The sequence below is a fragment of the Nocardia brasiliensis ATCC 700358 genome (assembly GCF_000250675.2).
Lineage (GTDB): Bacteria > Actinomycetota > Actinomycetes > Mycobacteriales > Mycobacteriaceae > Nocardia > Nocardia brasiliensis_B.
Genome location: NC_018681.1, coordinates 2332715 through 2351262 on the forward strand (window position 1 = coordinate 2332715; position 18548 = coordinate 2351262).

An 18548-nucleotide genomic window follows, 5' to 3' on the forward strand; every position below is an offset into this window, starting at 1 on the left:
GACTGCCCACTCGCCGTGGTCGCGAGCCGTGCCGATCTCCGGCGCGGCTCGGCTGCGGCCGATCCGAGCGTGAGGACCATGTCGGACAATGCCACAGCAGATCGAAGCGCGTTCGACGCGGTGATCGCGGCCGCGGACTATCCGGTGTTCGTCGTCACCACGCACGCGGGTGGACGCAACGCCGGGTGTCTGGTCGGCTTCACCTCGCAGGTGAGCATCGATCCGCCGCGTTTCCTCGTCGGTATCTCGAAGACGAACTTCACCTACGGCGTCGCGGCGCGGGCCGAGCAGCTCGCCGTGCATCTGCTCAGCCGGGAACAGTCCTCGCTGGCCGCGCTTTTCGGCGCCGAGACCGGTGACGACATCAACAAGTTCGCGCACTGCAAGTGGCGGCCGGGGCCCGCCGACGTGCCGATCCTGGACGCGGCCGCGGGCTGGTTCACCGGACGCATCCTGGCCCGGCACGACCTGGGCGATCACGTCGGCATGGTGGTCGAGCCGACCGCGGCCGCCGCGCCGCCCACCGGAAAGGAAGCGTTACGCTACCGCGCTGTCGCCGATCTGAAGCCCGGGCACGTCGCCTGATCGAATCAGGCCACGTCCACCGATCGCTCCGGCTCGAGCGCCTGCTCGCGGAGGGTGTCGAGGGTTTTGGACAGGATGCGCGACACCTGCATCTGCGAGACACCGAGCCGTTCGGCGATCTGCGCCTGGGTGAGCGACTCGAAGAAGCGCATGATCAGCACCCGGCGCTCCCGTTCGGGTAGCGCGGCGATCAGCGGCCGTACCGTCATCGACTCCTCCAGCAGCCGGTAGCACGGTTCGTCGGCGCCGAGCCCGGCGGCGGCGGGCAGCGGCGCGTTTTCGCTGTCCTCGCGCACCACGGCATCCAGTGACCTGGTCTGATAGCCGTTGCTCGCGATCAACGCCTGGGTGACCGTGCCGACGTCGAGGGACAACTCGGCGGCGATCTCCCGCGCCGTCGGCACCCGGCCGAGCCGGTTCGACAGCAGTTCGGTGGCCGGTCCGATCTGCTGTTGAATCTCCTTGAGCCGACGGGGGACTCGCACCGCCCAGGTGTTGTCCCGGAAGTGCCTGCGCACCTCGCCCATGATCGTCGGAACCGCGAAGGAGAGGAACGAACTGCCGCGCGTGACATCGAAGCGGTCCACCGCGAGCACCAAACCCACCCGGGCGATCTGGTGCAGATCATCGAAGCTCTCACCGCGACCGGCGAACTTGCGCGCGATGTGCTCGGCCAGCGGCAGGCACCGCTGCGTGACTTCTTCGCGTAGTTCGCTGCGGTGCGGGTCGTCGGGGTCGAGCGCGGTCAGCTTCTCGAACCAGGGCTCGATGTTGTCGTAGCTGTCGCCCCGGGAGTGGGTGCGCGGTGCGCGGCCGGCCTCGTCCTTCGTGAACTCACGTTGCATCGGATGTTCCTCGCTCCCAACTGAATTCGATGACGGCCGGATACCCGCCGGCGACCGGGTCAAAAGGGTCGCGGGTCGATTCGGCCGAATCGGTGAGCAACTGCACCAGCTGCCAGCTCAACGGGTCGCGCCGGTTCTCGGCGTCGCGCGTCGCCGTCGCGGCGATCCGCGCGCTGAATCTGCGTCTGGTGTAATCGAACTCACAGCGCAGTGTGCTACCCGGTAGCGCCTCCAGCATCATCGCGGTCGCCGCTTCGCTGACCACCAGCCGGATATCGGGAATCGCGTCCAGGGTGATGTCGGCCATCATGCACACGGTATCGGTGAGGGCCCGCAACATCCCCAATTCGCGCAGTTCAGCAGCCAATTCGAGCGAGACCCGGTGCGCGAGCACCGAGGTCTGCCACGGTGTCGAAGTCTCGGAATCCACCTTCATCTGTGCACCGCCTCCCATCGCGTCACTGATGGCCATACCCGCGCCACAGCAACCCAACCGGCAAGATCGGTAAAACGGAGTCAGGCCTCCGGACGCCTGCTGGTGTCGCCGCTGCGGCTGACCTCGTAGCCGAGCAGCCGCTCGGCCTCTTCGATGCCGCCTTGCAGGTCGCCGACCGCGTTCATCTTGGACAGGTCCAGACCGATGGTCACCAGGGTGAGCGCGATCTCCGAGGACAGGCCGGTGATGATCACGTTCGCGCCCATCAGGCCGGACGCGTCCACGGTCTGCACCAGGTGGTTGGCCACGGTGGAGTCGATCTGCGGCACACCGGTGATGTCGATCACGACGACCTTGGCGCGATTGGAGCGAATCGCGCGCAGCAACTGTTCGGTGAGCTGGCGGGCGCGCTGGCTGTCCAGCACGCCGATGATCGGCAGGATGAGCAGCTGTTCACGCACCTGCAGCACAGGTGTGGACAGCTCGCGGATCGCCTCCTGCTGCTGGCGGATGATGCGTTCGCGCTCCTCGACGAAGGACACGCCCACGGTGTTGGCGATGCGGTTGGCGGCCGGTTCGTAGGCGTCGAGGACGGCGTTGAGCAATTGGAAGTCGGTCTGGTACTTCTCGAACAGCGAGCGGGCGAGCACGTCACGCAGCAGCAGCACGATGCCGAGGACCTCGTCGGTTTCGACGCCTCGCGGAATGATGCGCTCGGACAGATCGCGGGCATAGTCCTGCAGGGCCTCGACCGAGCCGGTTTCGAGAACAGCGACGTAGTTGTCGTAGACGGAGGTCGCCTCGGAGAACATCTCGTCCGGGGTCATCGCGGTGAGCAGTTGCGCGTCGGTGATCCGGCGCGCCCATTCCTCACGCAGTGCGGTGCGGTTCTGCCGCAGATGTTCGACGAGCTCGGAGAGCAGGCCTTCGCTGACACCGTTGGAGTTGCTGTCCGCAGCCAACGTACCAATCGACAATTCGGACAATGCCGCCTCCGGTCCGTCCCCACGCGAGTCGACCCACGTGCTCGAAGAAGCGGTGGCCAGCACGCTCGTTGGACTGTTCCACCGACCGCAGAATCGTATACCCATCCGGGGTCTCGGCCAGGAACTTCGGCACGTTTCCGGAACGGCCGTCCGCGCCGCCGGTACGGGCGCCGTGAACCGTTGGAACGGCGGCTATTCGGCGGATTGCCGCTCCGCTGCCGTGCCGGGGCCCGGCCGATGGTTGTGCGGGGGCATGCGGCCGGCTGCGGTGTCACCCCGGAGCAGGTCGTCCACATCGCGGTCGGTGAGCGGGTCGAAACGCTGGTACGACTGGCCGACCGGACGGACCTGAGCCGGTGTTTCCAGGCAAACGACCTTGTCGGCGTAATAGAACAGGGTGCGCGCGATCCGATGGGGTGCGACCGGGACAGCGAGGACGACGCGGACCGCCCCGCGCCGATAGGCCGCCTGACAGGCGGTGCGGGCGGTGATGCCGGTGCGGACGCCGTCGTCGACCACCAGCGCGGTGCGACCGTGCACCTCCGCCTGCCCGCGGCGCGTGCGGAACCGCTGACACAGCCGTTGCAGCCGGTCGCGTCCGTGCCGTTCGGCGGCGGTGAGCTCTGTGGGCGTCAACATCGCGCTGCGCACGACGACCTCGTCGATCAGCTGCGTGTCGTTCTCGGCGACCGCGCCGAAGGTGAGGTCGGGCCGGTAGGGCACCCGCAGTTTGTTGACGATGACCGTGTCCAGCGGAACCCGCAGTGCCGCCGCGACCTCGTACGCCACCGCCAGCCCGCCGCGCGGTATACCGAGCGTGACGACATCGGGACCGCGAAACGCTTGTAGTTGATAGGCAAGGCGACGGCCCGCGTCGCGCCGGTCGAGAAACAGTGAATGCTGAGGTGTCCGGCGACCTGTGTGGTCGCCGGGTCGTGCGGCGCGGTCCATCCTTCCCCCGTGCATCGAGTGGCATGATCCGGAGCCGCGCTTCGGGACTCGGGAGGACAAGCCCAATTGTACTCGGCGGTAGTGCTTCCGGCGCGGGTTCGATGCGCCGTGCGCCCTGTCGCGAAATGCGCTGGGGCAGTGCCGCAATCAGCGACGGTGGCGTTGCCGCGGTGGCTGTGGCTCGGCGAAATGCACGGGGCCCGGGGCGCGGCCGGTGATCGCCTCGATGATCTCGACCGCCAGCTCGGCGACCCGGATGTTGCGCCGCTGGGATAGCTCACGCAGCACCGTGAAGGCCGCGTCGCGAGTGCATCGTCGCTCGGCCATGAGAACGCCCAGCGCCTGGTCGATGGCGGATCGCGAGGCCAGTGCCGCTCGGAGCTGGTCGGTCAGCGCTGCTTGCCGGGCGGCTTCGATCCCGACGGCGAACAGTACGCCGATGTGCGCGGCGGTCAGCGCCGCGTCCTGGCGCAACTGTGCGGTGAAGGTGTGTACATGGTTCGAATACAGCGACAACGCGCCGAGTACTTCCCCTGTCGCCGAAACAGGTTGGATGTGAACCGATTTCACCCCGTGCGCGAGCAGTCTGCGCGGATAGGTGCCCCAGCGCTGCTCCTGGGTGACGTCCGGGATGAAAACCTGCTGTGCGGTGGCGATCGCCTGTGCGCTCGGCGCCTGCCCCGCACTCAGTCGAGACTCCTCACGCAGAATCGGTTGGGTGCCGACGGAACCGCCTGCCATGGCGCCCTGGGCGCGGGAAAGCGTGATGCCGACCATCAAGGAGTCGGGCAGCATCCGGGCAACGATATCGGCGGCGGCGCACAGGGATTCGGGGACATCGCCTCGATGCAGCAGCAGCGTGGTCAGTTCCGACAGACCGGTCGCGAGGTCGTCAGCCATGGCATCTCTTGCAGGTCGGCAAAATCCGCGCGGTATTCCCACCGCAGCCGGGCGTGGCAGGTCTCCGATCGCGACCACACGAGAACAGCGTACGCCGCGGGCATCTGCCGCTCCACCTGCACGGCCGGCGACACCATGCCGCCGAAATCCCCGCCGACCTGTGGCGCGGCGCTGGTGGCTTGCGTTTACGTCGGCAATTCTATGCCAGAACCCCTGCTCAGCGGCACGGGTCGCGGTCGAGAAGACGTTCGTGCGGATCCGGCGTGTTTGCGTCGGCGCAGAGCGGCTATCCGCCAAGCGTCCGGCCGAAAACAGCGGGTCGGTCCAGCCCGACGAAAGGGGTTAGACAGTGAGCACAGCTGACAAGGCCAAGAACAAGGCTGAAGACCTCGCCGGTCAGGCGAAGGAAAAGTTCGGTCAGGCCACCGATGACCGGGAACTCGAGAACGAGGGCAAGGGCGATCAGATCAAGTCCAACCTCAAGGACGCGGGCGAGAAGGTCAAGGACGCCTTCCGCAACTGATCGAGCACAGCCACCGAGCGGGCGAGCGCCATACCGGCGCCGCCCGCTCGGCGTGTTTCGCTGAGCGGACCGAACCGCTCCGATCCTGGCGAGCCCGGGGATAGGGTGCTGTCGTCATAACGGCGAGCGCTGGCTTCGGAGGGATCGGGATGATCGCGGCACGGATGATGGCTGTGGTGGCGACGGTGTTCGTCGCGGCGGGACTGGTCGGGGGAGCGGGGCCCGCGACGGCCGGACCTGCGGCCTGTGCGGCGGGAAATCCGTTGCAGCCCACCGCGGAACTGTTCGCGACCGACAACACCGCGACGATCACCGATCCGCAGGATCCCCGGCTGCAACAGCGGCTCGACGGCTTCGAGCTGGTGGTGGACGGGATCGCGGTGCAGCACATCGGATTACCGGTCGGGTCGACCTTGGTCAGCGGCGTGTTCTGGTCCGGCGAGCGGCAGCAGGCGACCTACGAGCGGTCCCGCGAATTCCACCTGGCCTGCGTCGGCGCGGCGGAGCTGCGGCAGATCGCGGATCAGGTGCGCACCCGATTCCAGCAGGAGTCGGTGCTGACTTTCCAACGGCTGACACCGAATTCGCCGGAAGTCGACGCGTTGACGGTCGCGATCCCCGGCATCGATGTGCGGCGATTCCACGACGGGCTGGTCGCCGATCCGGTGGCCAGGGAGCGGCTCGTCGGCGGCTCGGTCACCGAGGCGAACGTGCTCATCCTGGTGGTGGACGTCGCGGATCTGGAGCTGGCGCGACGCTTCGTGGCCGGGATCGGCGGGGACTGGGACGCCGCGAGCGTGCAATACGGCGATCGCGAATTCGTCAGCGCCTGAACAGGTTTCGCTGCCTCGAGCGCAATCCCTCGCGCCCGAATTCGTCTTCGCGCACCTGGGGCTGAAGGCGTCGGCGCTGAATTGCGTGCCGTTTCAGTGCTCGAGCTTGCGCAGGATCTCGTGCAGGGTGCGCAGCTCGTCCTCGGTCAGCGCGGCGACCGAGGTCGGTGCGGGGTCCGGAGTGGCGAGCGCCTCGGCCAGGATCGCCCGTCCGTCCGCGGTGAGCGATACCTGTTTCCGGCGCCGGTTGGTGGGGTCCACCTCGCGCACGACGAGTCCCCGCTCCTCGAGATCGTTCACCGCCACCGTGGCCGCCGGTGCGTCGATCGCCGCGGCGTGCGCCAGTTCTTTGACGGTCAGCGGCGCGGCCTGTAGCCGGCGGAGCACTCGAATGCGACTGAACGGCAGGCCGGTTCGCTCGACGGCCGCGCGACGCCACGGGTCGCGGCCGTAGAGCACGAGCCGGGTGAGTTGGGCCCACACCTCGTCGGCGGTGGGGGTGTCATCCGACATGCGCGGGCACTTTCTGTTCGAGTAACGGGGCGACGCGGTCGCTGGACCGCTTGGCCCACGGCGTATTCGCGACCACCCCGAGTATGGCGACCCCGGCGGTCAGCATGGCGATCACCCACCACAGACCCGCTCCCGTCAGCGCACCGCAGAGCGCCACGCCGATGCTCACGCCCACCTGGCGGCTGGTCGAGGCCACCGAGGCGGCCGCGCCCGCCCGGTCCAGCGGCATCCCGCTGACCGCGGTGGTGGTGATTGGAGCGTTCACCATGCCGAACCCGACGCCGAAGATCGCGAACATCACGATGAGCGCCCAGACCGGGGTGTCCGGGGTGAGTGTGCTGAGCAGGACGGCGGCGGTGGTCATCATGACCCCGGCCACGATGAGCGAGGGCCGGGTGCCGTGCTTGCCGACGAGTCGTCCGGACAGCGGGGAGAAGATCACCATCGCGACCGCCATCGCCAGATACAGCAAGCCGGTGTGCACGGCCGAATAGTGCCGGACCGTCTGCAGGTACAGCGAGCAGGTGAACAGGAACGCGCCGAGGGTCGCGAAGCTGAAGATGGCGATCACCGTCGCCGACGAGAACGGCACGCTGCGGAAGAAGCGCAGATCGATGAACGGATCCACCCGCCGCGACTCGTAGTAGATGAACGCCGCCAACGCGATCGCCGCGACGACGAAGATCAACGGCTGCCGCTCGATCAGGCCGAACACGGTGGTGAAGAGGAACACGACGGCGAGCAGCTGGCCGATCGGGTCGATACCGCGCACCGTTGCCGACTTCGACTCCGGCACGAAGAGGGTTGTGAGCACGAAGGCGAGCGCGCAGACCGGCAGGTTGATCCAGAACACCGACTGCCAGCCCAGCGCATCGATCAGCACGCCGCCGACGGTGGGCCCCAGCGCCATCGAGATGCCGACCACCGCACCCCACACCCCGATCGCCCGCGCGCGTTCGACCCGACCGGTGAACACGGTGGTGATGATCGACATCGCCACGGGATTGAGCATCGAGCCGCCGATCGCCTGCAGGAACCGCGCCCCGATCAACACCTCGATGGTCGGCGCGAGGCTGCACAGCAGGGAACCGAGCGCGAAGGTGGCCAGTCCGATGCGGAACACCTTGCGGCGGCCGAACCGGTCGGCCGTGGTCCCGGCCAGCATCAGGAAGCTGGCGAGGGTGAGGGTGTAGGCGTCGACGATCCACTGCAGCCGCGGCAGCGGCGCGTGCAGATCCGCCTGGATGGCCGGGATCGCCACGTTCACGATGGTCGCGTCCATCGACACGATGAGCAGGCTCAGACAGCACGTCGCGAGCACGATCGTTTTGCGACGGGCGGACAACCCCTCAACAGTTGTAAGCATATAACTATTGTGTTCTTACAACTGTTCCACATGCAAGGGCTGTGATCCAGGTCGCACCGGCTCGGCCGGCCTCGGGCGGGTTGGCATTCTGGACGGGTGATCGACAAATCGGAGGCGCTGTTCCTCGGCGGGCGCTCGGGCGTCGGCAAGAGCCGGGTCGGTCTCGCCGTGCACGCGGTACTCGCTGCGGCGAACGTGCGGCACGCGCTGATCGAAGGGGACAGCCTCGACCTGGCGTACCCGCCCACCTGGGAGCACGGCCTCGCCGAGCAGAATCTGGCGGCGATGTGGGGGAACTACCGCGTGCTCGGCTACCGGCGGTTGATCTACACCAATACCGCGAGCGTGTTCCCCGAGGTCATCGCGGAACTCACGGCGGCGATGGGGGATACGCCGACAGTCACCGCAGTACTGCTGACCTGTGACGATCGGACCGCTTCGGCGCGGCTCGCGGGGCGCGAGAACGGCATCGAACTGCAGCGGCACATCGAGCGCAGCATCGCGACGGCCAGGGAACTCGACCACGCGGTGCCTGCATGGGTCCGGGTTGTCGACACCACCGACCGGACCCCCGAAGAGATCGCCGCGGAGGTCGTCGCCCTCACCGGCTGGCAGGCCGACCCGTTCGTGGTCGCCTGAGCGCGCCCGCGGCGGCCGCGGCACTGTCATACTCTGGCGACGATTTCAGCAAGGGAGTCTCGATGGGCGCTGCACTGGTCAAGGGACAGAACGGGGCACTGACCGAGCCGCGGGTGGTGCTGTCGGTGCGGACCGAGGCCGAGGTCGATCTGTCGGCCCTGCTGGTGACCGCGGCGGGCGTCGTGCGGTCCGACGCCGACTTCGTGTTCTTCAATCAGCCGAGCGGGCCCGGCGTGCGGTTGCGCACCGAAGGCGCCGCCGCGCTGGAGGTTTCGCCCGCCGACCTGCCCGCCGAGATCACGCAGGTGCGCGCGATCCTCACCCTCGCCGACGCGTCCGCGACGTTCGGGCAGTTCGCCGCGCCGGTGGTGACGGTCACCGACGGTGCCGGAAACACGGTGTACGAGTACCGCATCGAGGGTCTGACGAGCGAGTCCGTGGTGATCGCGCTCGAGCTGTACCGCCGCGAGGCGGTCTGGAAGGTGCGGGCGGTGGGCCAGGGCTACGCGGGCGGCTTCGCGGCACTGGTCACCGATCATGGTGTGCGCGTGGACGATACGCCCACCGCGACGCCGGAGCCACCGGTGCGTACCGTGCCCGGTGAGGCGGCGCTGTCGTTCGAGAAACGCGAAAAGCTCGACCTGCGTAAGCGTGCTGTCGCGAAGGTGCTGATAGACAAGGGCGCCTTCGGCATTCGTGCGCGCGTCGTGCTGGTGCTCGACAAGACCGGCAGCATGCAGAAGCAGTACCGCAATCAGGTGGTGCACCGCGTCGTGCAGCGCATGGTTCCGATCGCCACCCAGCTCGACGACAACGGCAGACTCGAGGCGTACCTGTACGCGCTGTCGTTCGCCAAACTGCCCGATATCACCGTCGAGCACAGTGACGAATGGGCGCAGACCTACCTGCATCTCGGCGGGAACCACGCGGGCATCGATTACGACCGGATCGGCGGACGCAACGACGAACTGCCGATCATGCGCGACATCCTGTCCTCGGTGCGTCCCGGCGACGGACCGACCTTGATCCTGTTCTTCACCGACGGCGGCTTCGCGAACAAGCGCGAGATCAGCGCGCTCATGCGGGACGCGGCGCGGCTGCCCGTGTTCTGGCAGTTCATCGGTCTGGGCAAGGCGAACTACGGACTGCTCCGCACGCTCGACGAACTGTCGGACCGGTTGGTCGACAACGCGGGTTTTTTCGCCCTCGACGACATCGACCGCGTCGACGACGGCGAGCTGTACACCCGCCTGCTCGGCGAATTCCCGGACTGGCTGCGCGCCGCCCGCGTCGCGGGCGTGCTGCGCTGAAACGCGCTCACTGCTCGGGGATCTGCTGGCTCGCCCAGCGCGCCCACTCCTCGTTCATCGCGTGGAACCGCTGACCCCATTCCAGCGCGATCCGGCCGTAGCGGGAGAACTCGTTGTCGTCCTCCCACGGGATCGATTCCTCCAAGGCACGCAGCGCCGCGAGACCTTCCGCGGCTCGGGTCGCGATATCGCTCAGGTAAGCCGCGGCCTGGGCCGGTGCCAGCACGCCGAGGAAGAAGACGCGCAGCGTCGTCTCGTTGCGAACCGAGTGCTTCGGCTTCGTCTCGGCCAGCCAGTGCCGTAGTTCGGCGAGGCCGGACTCGGTGATCGTGTATTCCTTGCGGCCACGCGGCCCTTCGTCCGAGACGGAGATCAGGTCGGCGTCGGCGAGCGTGCCGAGTTCGGTGTAGATCTGGCTCTGGGTGGCCGTCCAGACATTGGCCAGCGACACCTTGAAGCGCTGGATCAGGTCGTATCCGCTGGCTGGGCGGTCGGCGAGCAGCCCGAGCACGGCGAATCGGAGACTCATGCGGGTCACTATACATTCCACTATTGACAGGTCGATTTCTCAAACTCTAGTTTCGACATGTCTAAACAGGAATATTGGGCGCTGCCGCCCCCGCTCAGATCGGTCGTTCCGCATGACTTCTCCAGTCCCGCATCTCGCCGGCAACTACGCCCCGGTCGCCGAAGAGTTGACCGCCCATGACCTTCCGGTCACCGGACAGATTCCGGCCGAACTCACCGGCTGGTACCTGCGCAACGGACCCAATCCGCACGACGCCGCGTCCCGGCACTGGTTCACCGGTGACGGCATGGTGCACGGCATCCGGATCGAGCACGGACGCGCCGTCTCGTACCGCAATCGCTGGGTGCGTACCAAGACGTTCACCGACGGCGCTCGGGTTATCGACGACGAGGGCAATCGCGATCTGGCCGCGGGCGTGGCCAACACGCACGTCATCCGGCACGCGGGCCGGACGCTGGCACTGGTCGAATCGTCCTATCCGTACGAATTGACCTGCGAGCTGGACACAGTCGGGCCCTACGACTTCGACGGCGCGCTGCACACGCCGATGACCGCGCACCCCAAGACCTGTCCGAGCACGGGTGAGCTGCACTTCTTCGGCTATGAAGTGCTCAAAGAGCCGTATCTCACCTACCATCGCGCCGATGCCGATGGCACGTTGCTGCTCAGCAGGCCCATCGAGGTGCCCGCCGCCACCATGCAGCACGATTTCAATCTCACCGCGCAACACGTCGTATTCATGGATCTACCTGTGGTTTTCGACCTGCCCACGGCGCTGGCCCGCGAGGGGATGCCGTTTCGCTGGAGCGAGTCCTATCCGGCCCGCCTCGGCGTGCTGCGCCGCGACGATCCGCACGGCGAGGTCCGCTGGTTCGGCATCGACCCCTGCTATGTGTTCCATACGCTCAACGCGCACGACGAGCCGGGAAAGATCGTGCTGTATGTCATGCGCTATCCGCAGCTGTGGCAGCACGACTCGGACGGCTTCGACGAGTCCACGTTGTGGCGCTGGACCATTGATCTGGTCACCGGCGCCGTGACCGAGGAACAACTCGACGATCGGGTCGCGGAGTTCCCCCGCGTGGACGATCGGCTGATCGGCCAGGATGCGCGCTTCGGCCATGTGACGGTCGGCGGCGACTCGGGCGCGCTGATCCGCTACGACCTGCACACCGGCGATCGGAGCACACATGAGTTCGGTGCGGGCCGCGTGCCCGCGGAAGCGGTGTTCGCACCCGGGGGCGAACATCCCGGCGGCAGCGGATATCTCATGTCCTTTGTCTATAACGCCACGTCAGAGCTGAGTGATCTGGTCATTCTGCGCGCCGACGATCTCGCGGCGGCCCCGGTGGCCACTGTGCACCTGCCGCAACGGGTTCCGTTCGGATTCCACGGCAGCTGGCTCCCGGACGTGTAGCGGCGCGGCGGGCCTGCGCGGTGCTCAGCCGATGACGGCGTTCATGATGGTGCCCGCGCTGGTCGCGACCACGCCACCGATCATGGCTCCCGCCACCATCTTCGGCGAGTCCAGGCCGCCGCCGGTCCATTTCTCCCACGCGAACTTGCCGCCCGCGTAGATGATGGCCACGATGCCGGCCAGCAGCACGAACCAGGTGAAGTAGCGAACCAGTTGGAGGAACTTGTCGGAGACCGGCGGAGCTTCGGGGCTGGGATTGCCGATCTGCGCGAGCAGGGTGTCGTAAGCGGCGGCCAGGATCATCGTCGTCAGCTCATTCTGGGTTCGGGACAGGGCAGGAAAGTCGCTGCCTGTGATGGTATCGGTTTGTTCGCTGCAATGCGGCCTTCCTTTCGGGACGGTTCGAGTCAGCGCCCCAAGGAAGTTCGGTGCCGCGAGCACCTTGCCGGGTTGCCGATGCTCGCCGATGATGGAGGGGCGCGGTGGCCGGTGCGCTCGGCGGCCGCGTCCCGACGGCGCCGCCGGCGGGTTGCTACTACCGCTTGGGGGCGATTCCGCGGAATGCAGCGTACGACTCGGCACGGGGGTGTGCGCTGTTGCGTACCGGGTATCCACGGAAGTAACGATGAGCCCGTATCCTCGTCCAAGATCGAATTCATCGGCGGTTTAACAGCTTTCGTGTGGCGGCTCGGGCGGCGGCACGGTTGTAGTGGAGCGTAGGGAGTAGATGGTGAGCATCATTCTGGCGTCGGTCGGCGATACCTTCACGACACTGGCGCAAGTCGGAAACCCCACGCCGGAGGCGCCGCCGCTGTCGGACAAGATCCTGCAGATGGTTCGCTACCTGACCTGGTTCGCGCTGCTGTCGGGCATCCTCGCCATCGTCTTCGCGGGCGGCAAGTTCGCGTGGGAGAAGTGGCAGGGCGGTGCGCTGCAATCGCCGAAGATGATCGCGGGCGCCATGGTCGGCGGTGTGGTGGCTACGAGCGCGGGCACCATCATGAACGCGGTCCTCGGCACCTGAGCTCGTTCGGTTACCGATCGGCAACTGCTCGGATCGTCATGTCTGCGTACGTAGTACGAGGTGTGCTCGTCAGTTGCGATTCCGTCGATGTGCCCTTCGTGGCCGACGTCTGTACCCCTGCTTTCCCGTAGCTTCGGCTACCGCTTGGCTATACTGCGGTGCGCGGCTCTGGCACTGTCCGATCGGATCGGGAAGCAGGGGAACCATGGGTGATCGGACCGGCGGGCTTTCCCGCCGCAGCATGTTCGGGCTGGCGGCGACCGTGGCGGCGGCCGCGGCCGGGGTGTCGTCCTGCGGGGAGTCCGAGGTCGAACCGCCGGCCGCGCCGACCACCCGGCTCACTGATGCCGCGGCGATCGCCAAGGACGCCTACATCTTCGGCTATCCGCTCGTTCTGATGGACGTCACCCGGGTCGCGGCCGGGGCGACCAACCGCTTCCAGCACGCGTCGACGTTGCCGACGCCTGCGCGACGAGACGTCGTGCGCCTCAACCGGGACACCCTGTACTCGGCGGCATGGCTGGACCTACGCGCCGCGCCGATCCTGTTGCGGGTACCGGCCATCGAGGACGGCCGGTACTGGCTGATGCAGCTGCTCGACGCCTGGACGAACACCGTGCACAACCCGAGTAGCGTTCGGCCGCAGGCGAAGTCCGCGGCGCCGCATACCTACGCGGTGGTCGGTCCCGGGTGGTCGGGCCCCCTGCCCGACGACGTCACCCCACTGCCCATGCCGACCTCGACCGTATGGCTGCTCGGCCGGATCCAGGTGAACGGCGAGGCGGATCTGCCTGCCGTGCATGCCATTCAGCAGCAGCTCACGTTGACGCCGCTCAGTGGCGACGCCGGGCCGCAGGCCGATGCGCCTGCGCCGCAGGCGGATTCGACACCGCCCGCCGAGCAGGTCACCGCCATGGACGCGCGCACCTTCTTCGACCGTCTGTGCGCGGTCCTCGCGACGACGCCGCCCGCCCCGGACGACGCGCCCGCGATGAAACGCTTTGCCACGCTCGGGATCACGCCGGGCGGCAAGGTCACCGGCATCTCCGCGGCTGAGCTCACCGCGGCGGTGGCCACTGCGAAGCAACAGATTCCGGTCTATCTCGACCCGCAAGCGGTGCACGAGAACGGCTGGACCTTCGACCCGTCCATCGGCGCCTATGGCACGAACTATCTCCAGCGCGCGGCGATCGCGTGGAAAGGCCTCGGCGCCAATCTCGCGCAGGACGCGATCTATCCGACCTTGTTCGCCACGGCGGGGGCCGACGGCAGCCGCTTCCGCCTGCATTTCCCGCCCGGCCGGACCCCGCCCGTCGCGGCCTTCTGGTCCTTGACCGCCTACGGCCCGGACAGTTATCTGATCGACAACCCCGCCGGGATCTATTCGGTCGGTCACCAGCTCCCCGTTGTGCCCAACCCGGACGGCTCGGTCGACCTCACCGTGCAACACGCCGATCCGGGTCCGGCCGTCCCGCCGGGCAACTGGCTGCCCATCCCGGAATCCGGCCAGTTCTCCCTCACCCTGCGCCTGTATGCCCCGAAAGAGGAGGCCGTCCGAGGTGGTTGGCAGCCTCCGCCGCTGACTCCGGTGCAATGACGCCACGACCGCACCGGCGGATTCAGTAAACGGGTTTTACTAAACACTGTTCACAAACCCCTGTTCTGTGCTTCTATCGATCCAGAACGTGTTCCGCACAGTGTCGTGAGGTCTGCAGCCCAGACCGGTAGGAGTTAGCAGTGACCGTGACCACGCCCTCGATTCCCGCAGGATTCGATTTCACCGATCCAGACATGCTCGCCACCCGGCTGCCGGTCCAGGAGTTCGCCGAGCTGCGGCGCACCGCCCCCGTCTGGTGGTGTGCGCAATCGGGCCGGTCGAGCGGCTTCGACGACGGCGGCTACTGGGTGGTCTCCAAGCTCGACCACATCAAGGAGATCTCCAAGCATCCGGAACTGTTCTCCTCGCATCAGAACGGTTCGATCATCCGGTTCAACGAGGACGTCACCACCGAGCAGATCGACATGCTCAGCGACATGCTGCTGATCAATCTCGATCCGCCCAAGCACACCAAGGTGCGCCGGATCATCTCCAAGGGCTTCACCCCGCGCGCGATCGAGAGCCTGCGCGCCGCGCTCACCGAGCGGGCGGCCCGGATCGTGCACGAGGCCAAGAAAACCGGCAGCGGCGACTTCGTCGAGCAGGTCGCCTGTGAGCTGCCCTTGCAGGCCATCGCCGAGCTGATCGGCATCCCGCAGGAAGACCGCAAGAAGATCTTCGACTGGTCCAATCAGATGATCTCCTACGACGATCCGGAGTTCGAAGGCGATCACCAGGTCGCCACCGCCGAGGTCATGGGCTACGCGTGGAATATGGCCGAAGAACGCCGCAAGTGTCCCGCAGACGACATCGTGACCCAATTGGTCAATGCGGACATCGACGGCGAGGGTCTGGCCTCAGACGAGTTCGCCTTCTTCGTCATCCTGCTCTCGGTCGCGGGCAACGAGACCACCCGCAACTCGATCACCCACGGCATGAAGGCGTTCGTGGACAACCCGGAGCAGTGGGAGATCTACAAGGAGCAGCGGCCGCGCACCGCGCCCGACGAGATCGTCCGCTGGGCCACCCCCGTGAACGCCTTCCAGCGCACCGCCACGGAGGACCTGGAACTCGGCGGACAGCAGATCAAGCAGGGGCAACGGGTCGGGTTGTTCTACGGTTCGGCCAATTTCGACGAGGAGGCGTTCCAGGATCCGTTCAGCTTCGATGTGCTGCGCAACCCGAACCCGCACGTCGGCTTCGGCGGCACCGGCACGCACTACTGCGTCGGCGCGAATCTGGCCCGGCTGCAGATCGATCTGATGTTCAACGCGATCGCCGACGCGATGCCGAACCTGCGTCAGGTGTCCGAGCCGGTGCGGCTGCGCTCGGGCTGGCTCAACGGCATCAAGCGGTGGGATGTCGAATACGCGTGACCGCACAGCGGTCCGCACGACCACGCGAGGCTTCGATGACGCCTAATCTAACCAGCATGAGTAACCCCAGACCCCGGGGCCGCTCGCCGGTCGTGACCGACGCCGAGATCCGGCGGGTGGCCAGGACGCTGTTGGTCGAACACGGGCCCGACGCGGTGAGTTTGCGTGCGATCGCGCGGGCCCTCGGTATCACCGCGCCCGCGCTGTATCGGTACCACCGCTCGCTGGACGAGCTGATGGAACGGCTACGCCTGGAGTTCTGCGCCGATCTCGCCGCCGAGCTGTCGGCCGAGATCGCCACCCTGCCCGACGACGGCGTGGTGCAGTTCTTCGCCATCTGCAAGGGATTTCGGCGCTGGGCGCTGGCGCACACCAGGGAGTTCACCCTGGTGTTCGCCTCGCCCGGCGGTGACGAAGCCCGGGCGCTCCGCCGCTTCGACGAGCCGTTCGGCCGGATCTTCCTCGCCGCCGCGGGCCGGCTGCTGGCCAACTACGACATCGTCACCCCGCCGACCGATGTCATCCCGCCGGAATTGCACGAGGACCTGGTGCATTTCCAGACCGAGTTGCTCGCCGCGCTGTCCGAATCCGGGCAGAAGTTCCCGGCCGAGAAGCTCGACCTGGGCGTGATGTATCTGATGATCCAGATCTGGGCGCGTCTCTACGGTCACGTCACGCTGGAGGTCTTCGGCAACTACCCGATCCCGCTCTCGAATCCCGAGGTGCTGTTCGACGCGATGCTGGCCGATCTGGGGCGCACGGCGGGCCTGACCTGAAGCTCCGCCTCAGATGCGGGCACCCTTGGCGCGATTGCACGAACGGCACAGGATCTGCAAGTTGGCCGCGCTGGTCGCGCCGCCGCGGCTGAGCGGGATGATGTGGTCGAACTCCAGGTAGTGGCTGTCGCCGCATTCGACGCACTTACCGCCGTCGCGTTGCCACACTTCGGCTTTCACCTCCTGCGGGATGCTGCGGGTATCGCGCTGGCCCGGGGTGAGGACGAGGCGCTTGGCCACCCGTAGCGCCCCCTCCAGCGCGGCGGCGACGTGGTCGGGGTCGTTCACGGTGAAGCCGGCGCCGCCGCGCGCCGAGGTCGCCGCGAGCACCACCGTGTTCTGTTCGGTGTGCACGGAAACGACACGGGACCACGGCAATTCGACGCCGGTGCCGTCGCCCACGAAACGCAGCTTCTTGTTGCTGACGATCAGCCTGCCTTCGGTCAGCCGCGGCCCGCGAGCCAGCTGGCGGACATGGATCGCGGGCAGATCGAGATGCACCTTCTCCTCCGGGTCCAGATGCAGTCCCGGCGTGCGCACCACCGGAAGGTCGCCGGCCCGCAGCCGGGACAGGCTGCGGCCGCGATGCATTCGCCTGCGCAGGTCTTCGATGAGCGGACCGGAGAGCAGCAGTTCGGCGACGGCGTGCTCGAAGGCGGCCAGCTCGCCTTCCTCGACCTCGCCGTCGGCGAAGGTGAACGCGACGAGACGTTCGACGTAACTCAGCGCCGCGTCGTGCAGCGCGGCGCGGCCCGCGTTCTCGTCGATGCGCTGATACCGCAATGACGCCCACAGCGCCGCCCATTCGGGCCCGCGCGGCCCATGCGTGGTGAGCACCCGCCACGCTTGGCTGTGCCAGTGCACAAGGAATTCCTCGGTCTCGGCCGTGCACGGCTCGCAGGGTACGAGCCCGCGGAACAGCCTGCGGCGTCGCGGGTTTCCGCAACGGGCGCAATGGCGCTCGTCCGGCGGGCGGCGCCGGTGCGTGGCCGAGGTCCATTCCGTGCCGTCCCACCAGCGCAGGCGGGCGGAGTTCTCCGGGTCCGGATACCAGTCCGCCCGTTCGGGATCCGGTGGCGGCGGGGGCGGGGCGGTCTCGGCGGGGCGGCGGGCGAGGTCGACCGGGCGGCCGGTCCGGGTACGGATCGCGGTGTCCGGCACGGGCGGATGCGTTCGGACGTCGGTGCGTTCGGTCCCGCCGCGGTGGTGCTCGGGTCGATTGAGCTGGTGCTCGGGTTGATCGAGCTGGTGCTCGGGCTCGTCGAGCTGGTGCTCAGGTTCGTCGAGCCGATCGGCTCGACCCGGGCGACCGGTCGCCGAGTCGCGTGGAAGACGTTCCGGCAAGGGTGAAACCGCGGGTTCGCGCGGCGGCCGCCGACCCACGGCGGATTCGGCTCCGCGTGCTCCGTCGGCTGGTTCGTCGACGCTGACGCCGAATTCGGTGACCAGCCCGGACAATCCGGTGGACCAACCCTGGGCGATCGCGCGGAAGCGCCACTGCCCGTCCCGGCGATAGAACTCACCGAACATCAGCGCGGTCACCGGATCGGCGTCCTCGATGGCGAACTCGGTCATCGGGCCGTTCGCGTCGTGGATGGTCAGCGTCAGCCCGGTGATATCGCCGAAGGTGCCTTCGTCGACCGATCCGCCGATCACGATCCGCTGCACCGCAGCCTCGGTGCGGGGCAGCGACACACTCAGCCGGGCCGTGCGGGGCGCGGGTTCCTGATCGATGGTCACGGCCTGCGAGATGTGCCGCGGCGCGTTGTAGAAGACCAGATCCCGGTCGCTGCGCACCGTCCCGGTCGCGCCGAGCAACAGGGCATGCCCGTCCACCGCATGCGCCGACTGCCACGAAACAACCACGGCAAGAAGGGATGTCGGTACCGGTGCGTTGGCGCCTTTGCTGAGTTTCATCGTCCCCGAACTATGCCACGACCCT

The 18548-nt window shown here is 67.4% G+C and carries 20 protein-coding genes; 10 read left to right on the forward strand and 10 right to left on the reverse strand.

What is annotated here, in order from left to right; all coding sequences use genetic code 11:
- The first annotated feature begins 78 nt into the window (after positions 1-78).
- Positions 79-585 (forward strand): flavin reductase family protein, encoded by a 507-nt coding sequence (locus O3I_RS10435; RefSeq protein WP_041563627.1) that lies wholly within the window; start codon positions 79-81, stop codon positions 583-585.
- A gap of 5 nt (positions 586-590) precedes the next feature.
- Here O3I_RS10435 and O3I_RS10440 read toward each other — a convergent pair whose 3' ends face one another.
- From O3I_RS10440 to O3I_RS10460, 5 genes are all read right to left on the reverse strand, one after another.
- Entirely contained in the window at positions 591-1430 is an 840-nt protein-coding gene (locus O3I_RS10440) for an RNA polymerase sigma factor SigF (RefSeq protein WP_014982871.1), read from the reverse strand.
- On the reverse strand, positions 1420-1866 hold the full coding sequence (locus O3I_RS10445; protein WP_141692214.1) for an anti-sigma factor: 447 nt from the start codon (positions 1864-1866) through the stop codon (positions 1420-1422). The genes O3I_RS10440 and O3I_RS10445 overlap by 11 nt, the downstream gene beginning before the upstream one ends.
- Before the next feature lie 80 nt (positions 1867-1946).
- On the reverse strand, positions 1947-2915 hold the full coding sequence (locus tag O3I_RS10450) for an STAS domain-containing protein (protein ID WP_014982873.1): 969 nt from the start codon (positions 2913-2915) through the stop codon (positions 1947-1949).
- 129 nt (positions 2916-3044) lie between these two features.
- Positions 3045-3818, reverse strand: a complete 774-nt coding sequence (locus O3I_RS10455; RefSeq protein ID WP_081593948.1) for a phosphoribosyltransferase — start codon at positions 3816-3818, stop codon at positions 3045-3047.
- A 132-nt stretch (positions 3819-3950) separates the two neighbouring features.
- Positions 3951-4703 (reverse strand): GAF and ANTAR domain-containing protein, encoded by a 753-nt coding sequence (locus O3I_RS10460; protein WP_014982875.1) that lies wholly within the window; start codon positions 4701-4703, stop codon positions 3951-3953.
- 349 nt (positions 4704-5052) lie between these two features.
- Between O3I_RS10460 and O3I_RS10465 the strand changes: the two genes are divergently transcribed.
- Positions 5053-5226 carry a CsbD family protein gene (locus O3I_RS10465; protein WP_014982876.1) on the forward strand — a complete coding sequence of 58 codons (174 nt, stop codon included), beginning with the start codon at positions 5053-5055 and terminating at the stop codon, positions 5224-5226.
- A gap of 149 nt (positions 5227-5375) precedes the next feature.
- On the forward strand, positions 5376-6059 hold the full coding sequence (locus O3I_RS10470; protein WP_014982877.1) for a hypothetical protein: 684 nt from the start codon (positions 5376-5378) through the stop codon (positions 6057-6059).
- A 93-nt stretch (positions 6060-6152) separates the two neighbouring features.
- On the opposite strand, the gene O3I_RS10475 is transcribed toward O3I_RS10470, so the two are convergent.
- Together O3I_RS10475 and O3I_RS10480 are read right to left on the reverse strand one after the other, a co-directional pair.
- On the reverse strand, positions 6153-6572 hold the full coding sequence (locus O3I_RS10475; RefSeq protein WP_014982878.1) for a MarR family winged helix-turn-helix transcriptional regulator: 420 nt from the start codon (positions 6570-6572) through the stop codon (positions 6153-6155).
- Positions 6562-7938: an MFS transporter gene (locus O3I_RS10480; RefSeq protein WP_041562538.1), complete on the reverse strand. Its 1377-nt coding sequence runs from the start codon at positions 7936-7938 to the stop codon at positions 6562-6564. The genes O3I_RS10475 and O3I_RS10480 overlap by 11 nt, the downstream gene beginning before the upstream one ends.
- Before the next feature lie 96 nt (positions 7939-8034).
- Here O3I_RS10480 and O3I_RS10485 point away from each other — a divergent pair, with 96 nt between their 5' ends.
- Positions 8035-8577: a hypothetical protein gene (locus O3I_RS10485; protein WP_014982880.1), complete on the forward strand. Its 543-nt coding sequence runs from the start codon at positions 8035-8037 to the stop codon at positions 8575-8577.
- Between the two features lie 62 nt (positions 8578-8639).
- Positions 8640-9887: a VWA domain-containing protein gene (locus O3I_RS10490; protein WP_014982881.1), complete on the forward strand. Its 1248-nt coding sequence runs from the start codon at positions 8640-8642 to the stop codon at positions 9885-9887.
- A gap of 7 nt (positions 9888-9894) precedes the next feature.
- Here the strand turns inward: O3I_RS10490 and O3I_RS10495 are convergent, their stop codons facing one another.
- Positions 9895-10416 (reverse strand): PadR family transcriptional regulator, encoded by a 522-nt coding sequence (locus tag O3I_RS10495; RefSeq protein ID WP_014982882.1) that lies wholly within the window; start codon positions 10414-10416, stop codon positions 9895-9897.
- Between the two features lie 112 nt (positions 10417-10528).
- Here O3I_RS10495 and O3I_RS10500 point away from each other — a divergent pair, with 112 nt between their 5' ends.
- Entirely contained in the window at positions 10529-11833 is a 1305-nt protein-coding gene (locus tag O3I_RS10500; protein ID WP_014982883.1) for a carotenoid oxygenase family protein, read from the forward strand.
- 24 nt (positions 11834-11857) lie between these two features.
- On the opposite strand, the gene O3I_RS10505 is transcribed toward O3I_RS10500, so the two are convergent.
- Complete coding sequence (locus O3I_RS10505) at positions 11858-12136, reverse strand: hypothetical protein (RefSeq protein WP_014982884.1); 279 nt, start codon at positions 12134-12136, stop codon at positions 11858-11860.
- A gap of 424 nt (positions 12137-12560) precedes the next feature.
- On the opposite strand from O3I_RS10505, the gene O3I_RS10510 reads away from it, so the two are divergent.
- The 4 genes from O3I_RS10510 to O3I_RS10525 all read left to right on the forward strand — a co-directional run bounded on the left by O3I_RS10510 (position 12561) and on the right by O3I_RS10525 (position 16606).
- The gene (locus O3I_RS10510; RefSeq protein ID WP_014982885.1) at positions 12561-12857 is read left to right on the forward strand and encodes a hypothetical protein; all 297 of its coding nucleotides are present in this window, start codon (positions 12561-12563) and stop codon (positions 12855-12857) included.
- A gap of 205 nt (positions 12858-13062) precedes the next feature.
- On the forward strand, positions 13063-14454 hold the full coding sequence (locus O3I_RS10515; RefSeq protein ID WP_014982886.1) for a DUF1254 domain-containing protein: 1392 nt from the start codon (positions 13063-13065) through the stop codon (positions 14452-14454).
- A 146-nt stretch (positions 14455-14600) separates the two neighbouring features.
- Positions 14601-15830, forward strand: coding sequence for a cytochrome P450 (locus O3I_RS10520; protein WP_014982887.1), 1230 nt, complete (start codon positions 14601-14603; stop codon positions 15828-15830).
- Between the two features lie 56 nt (positions 15831-15886).
- Positions 15887-16606, forward strand: a complete 720-nt coding sequence (locus tag O3I_RS10525; protein ID WP_041562539.1) for a TetR/AcrR family transcriptional regulator — start codon at positions 15887-15889, stop codon at positions 16604-16606.
- Between the two features lie 9 nt (positions 16607-16615).
- On the opposite strand, the gene O3I_RS10530 is transcribed toward O3I_RS10525, so the two are convergent.
- Entirely contained in the window at positions 16616-18523 is a 1908-nt protein-coding gene (locus tag O3I_RS10530; protein WP_063632242.1) for a TerD family protein, read from the reverse strand.
- Positions 18524-18548 lie beyond the last annotated feature (25 nt).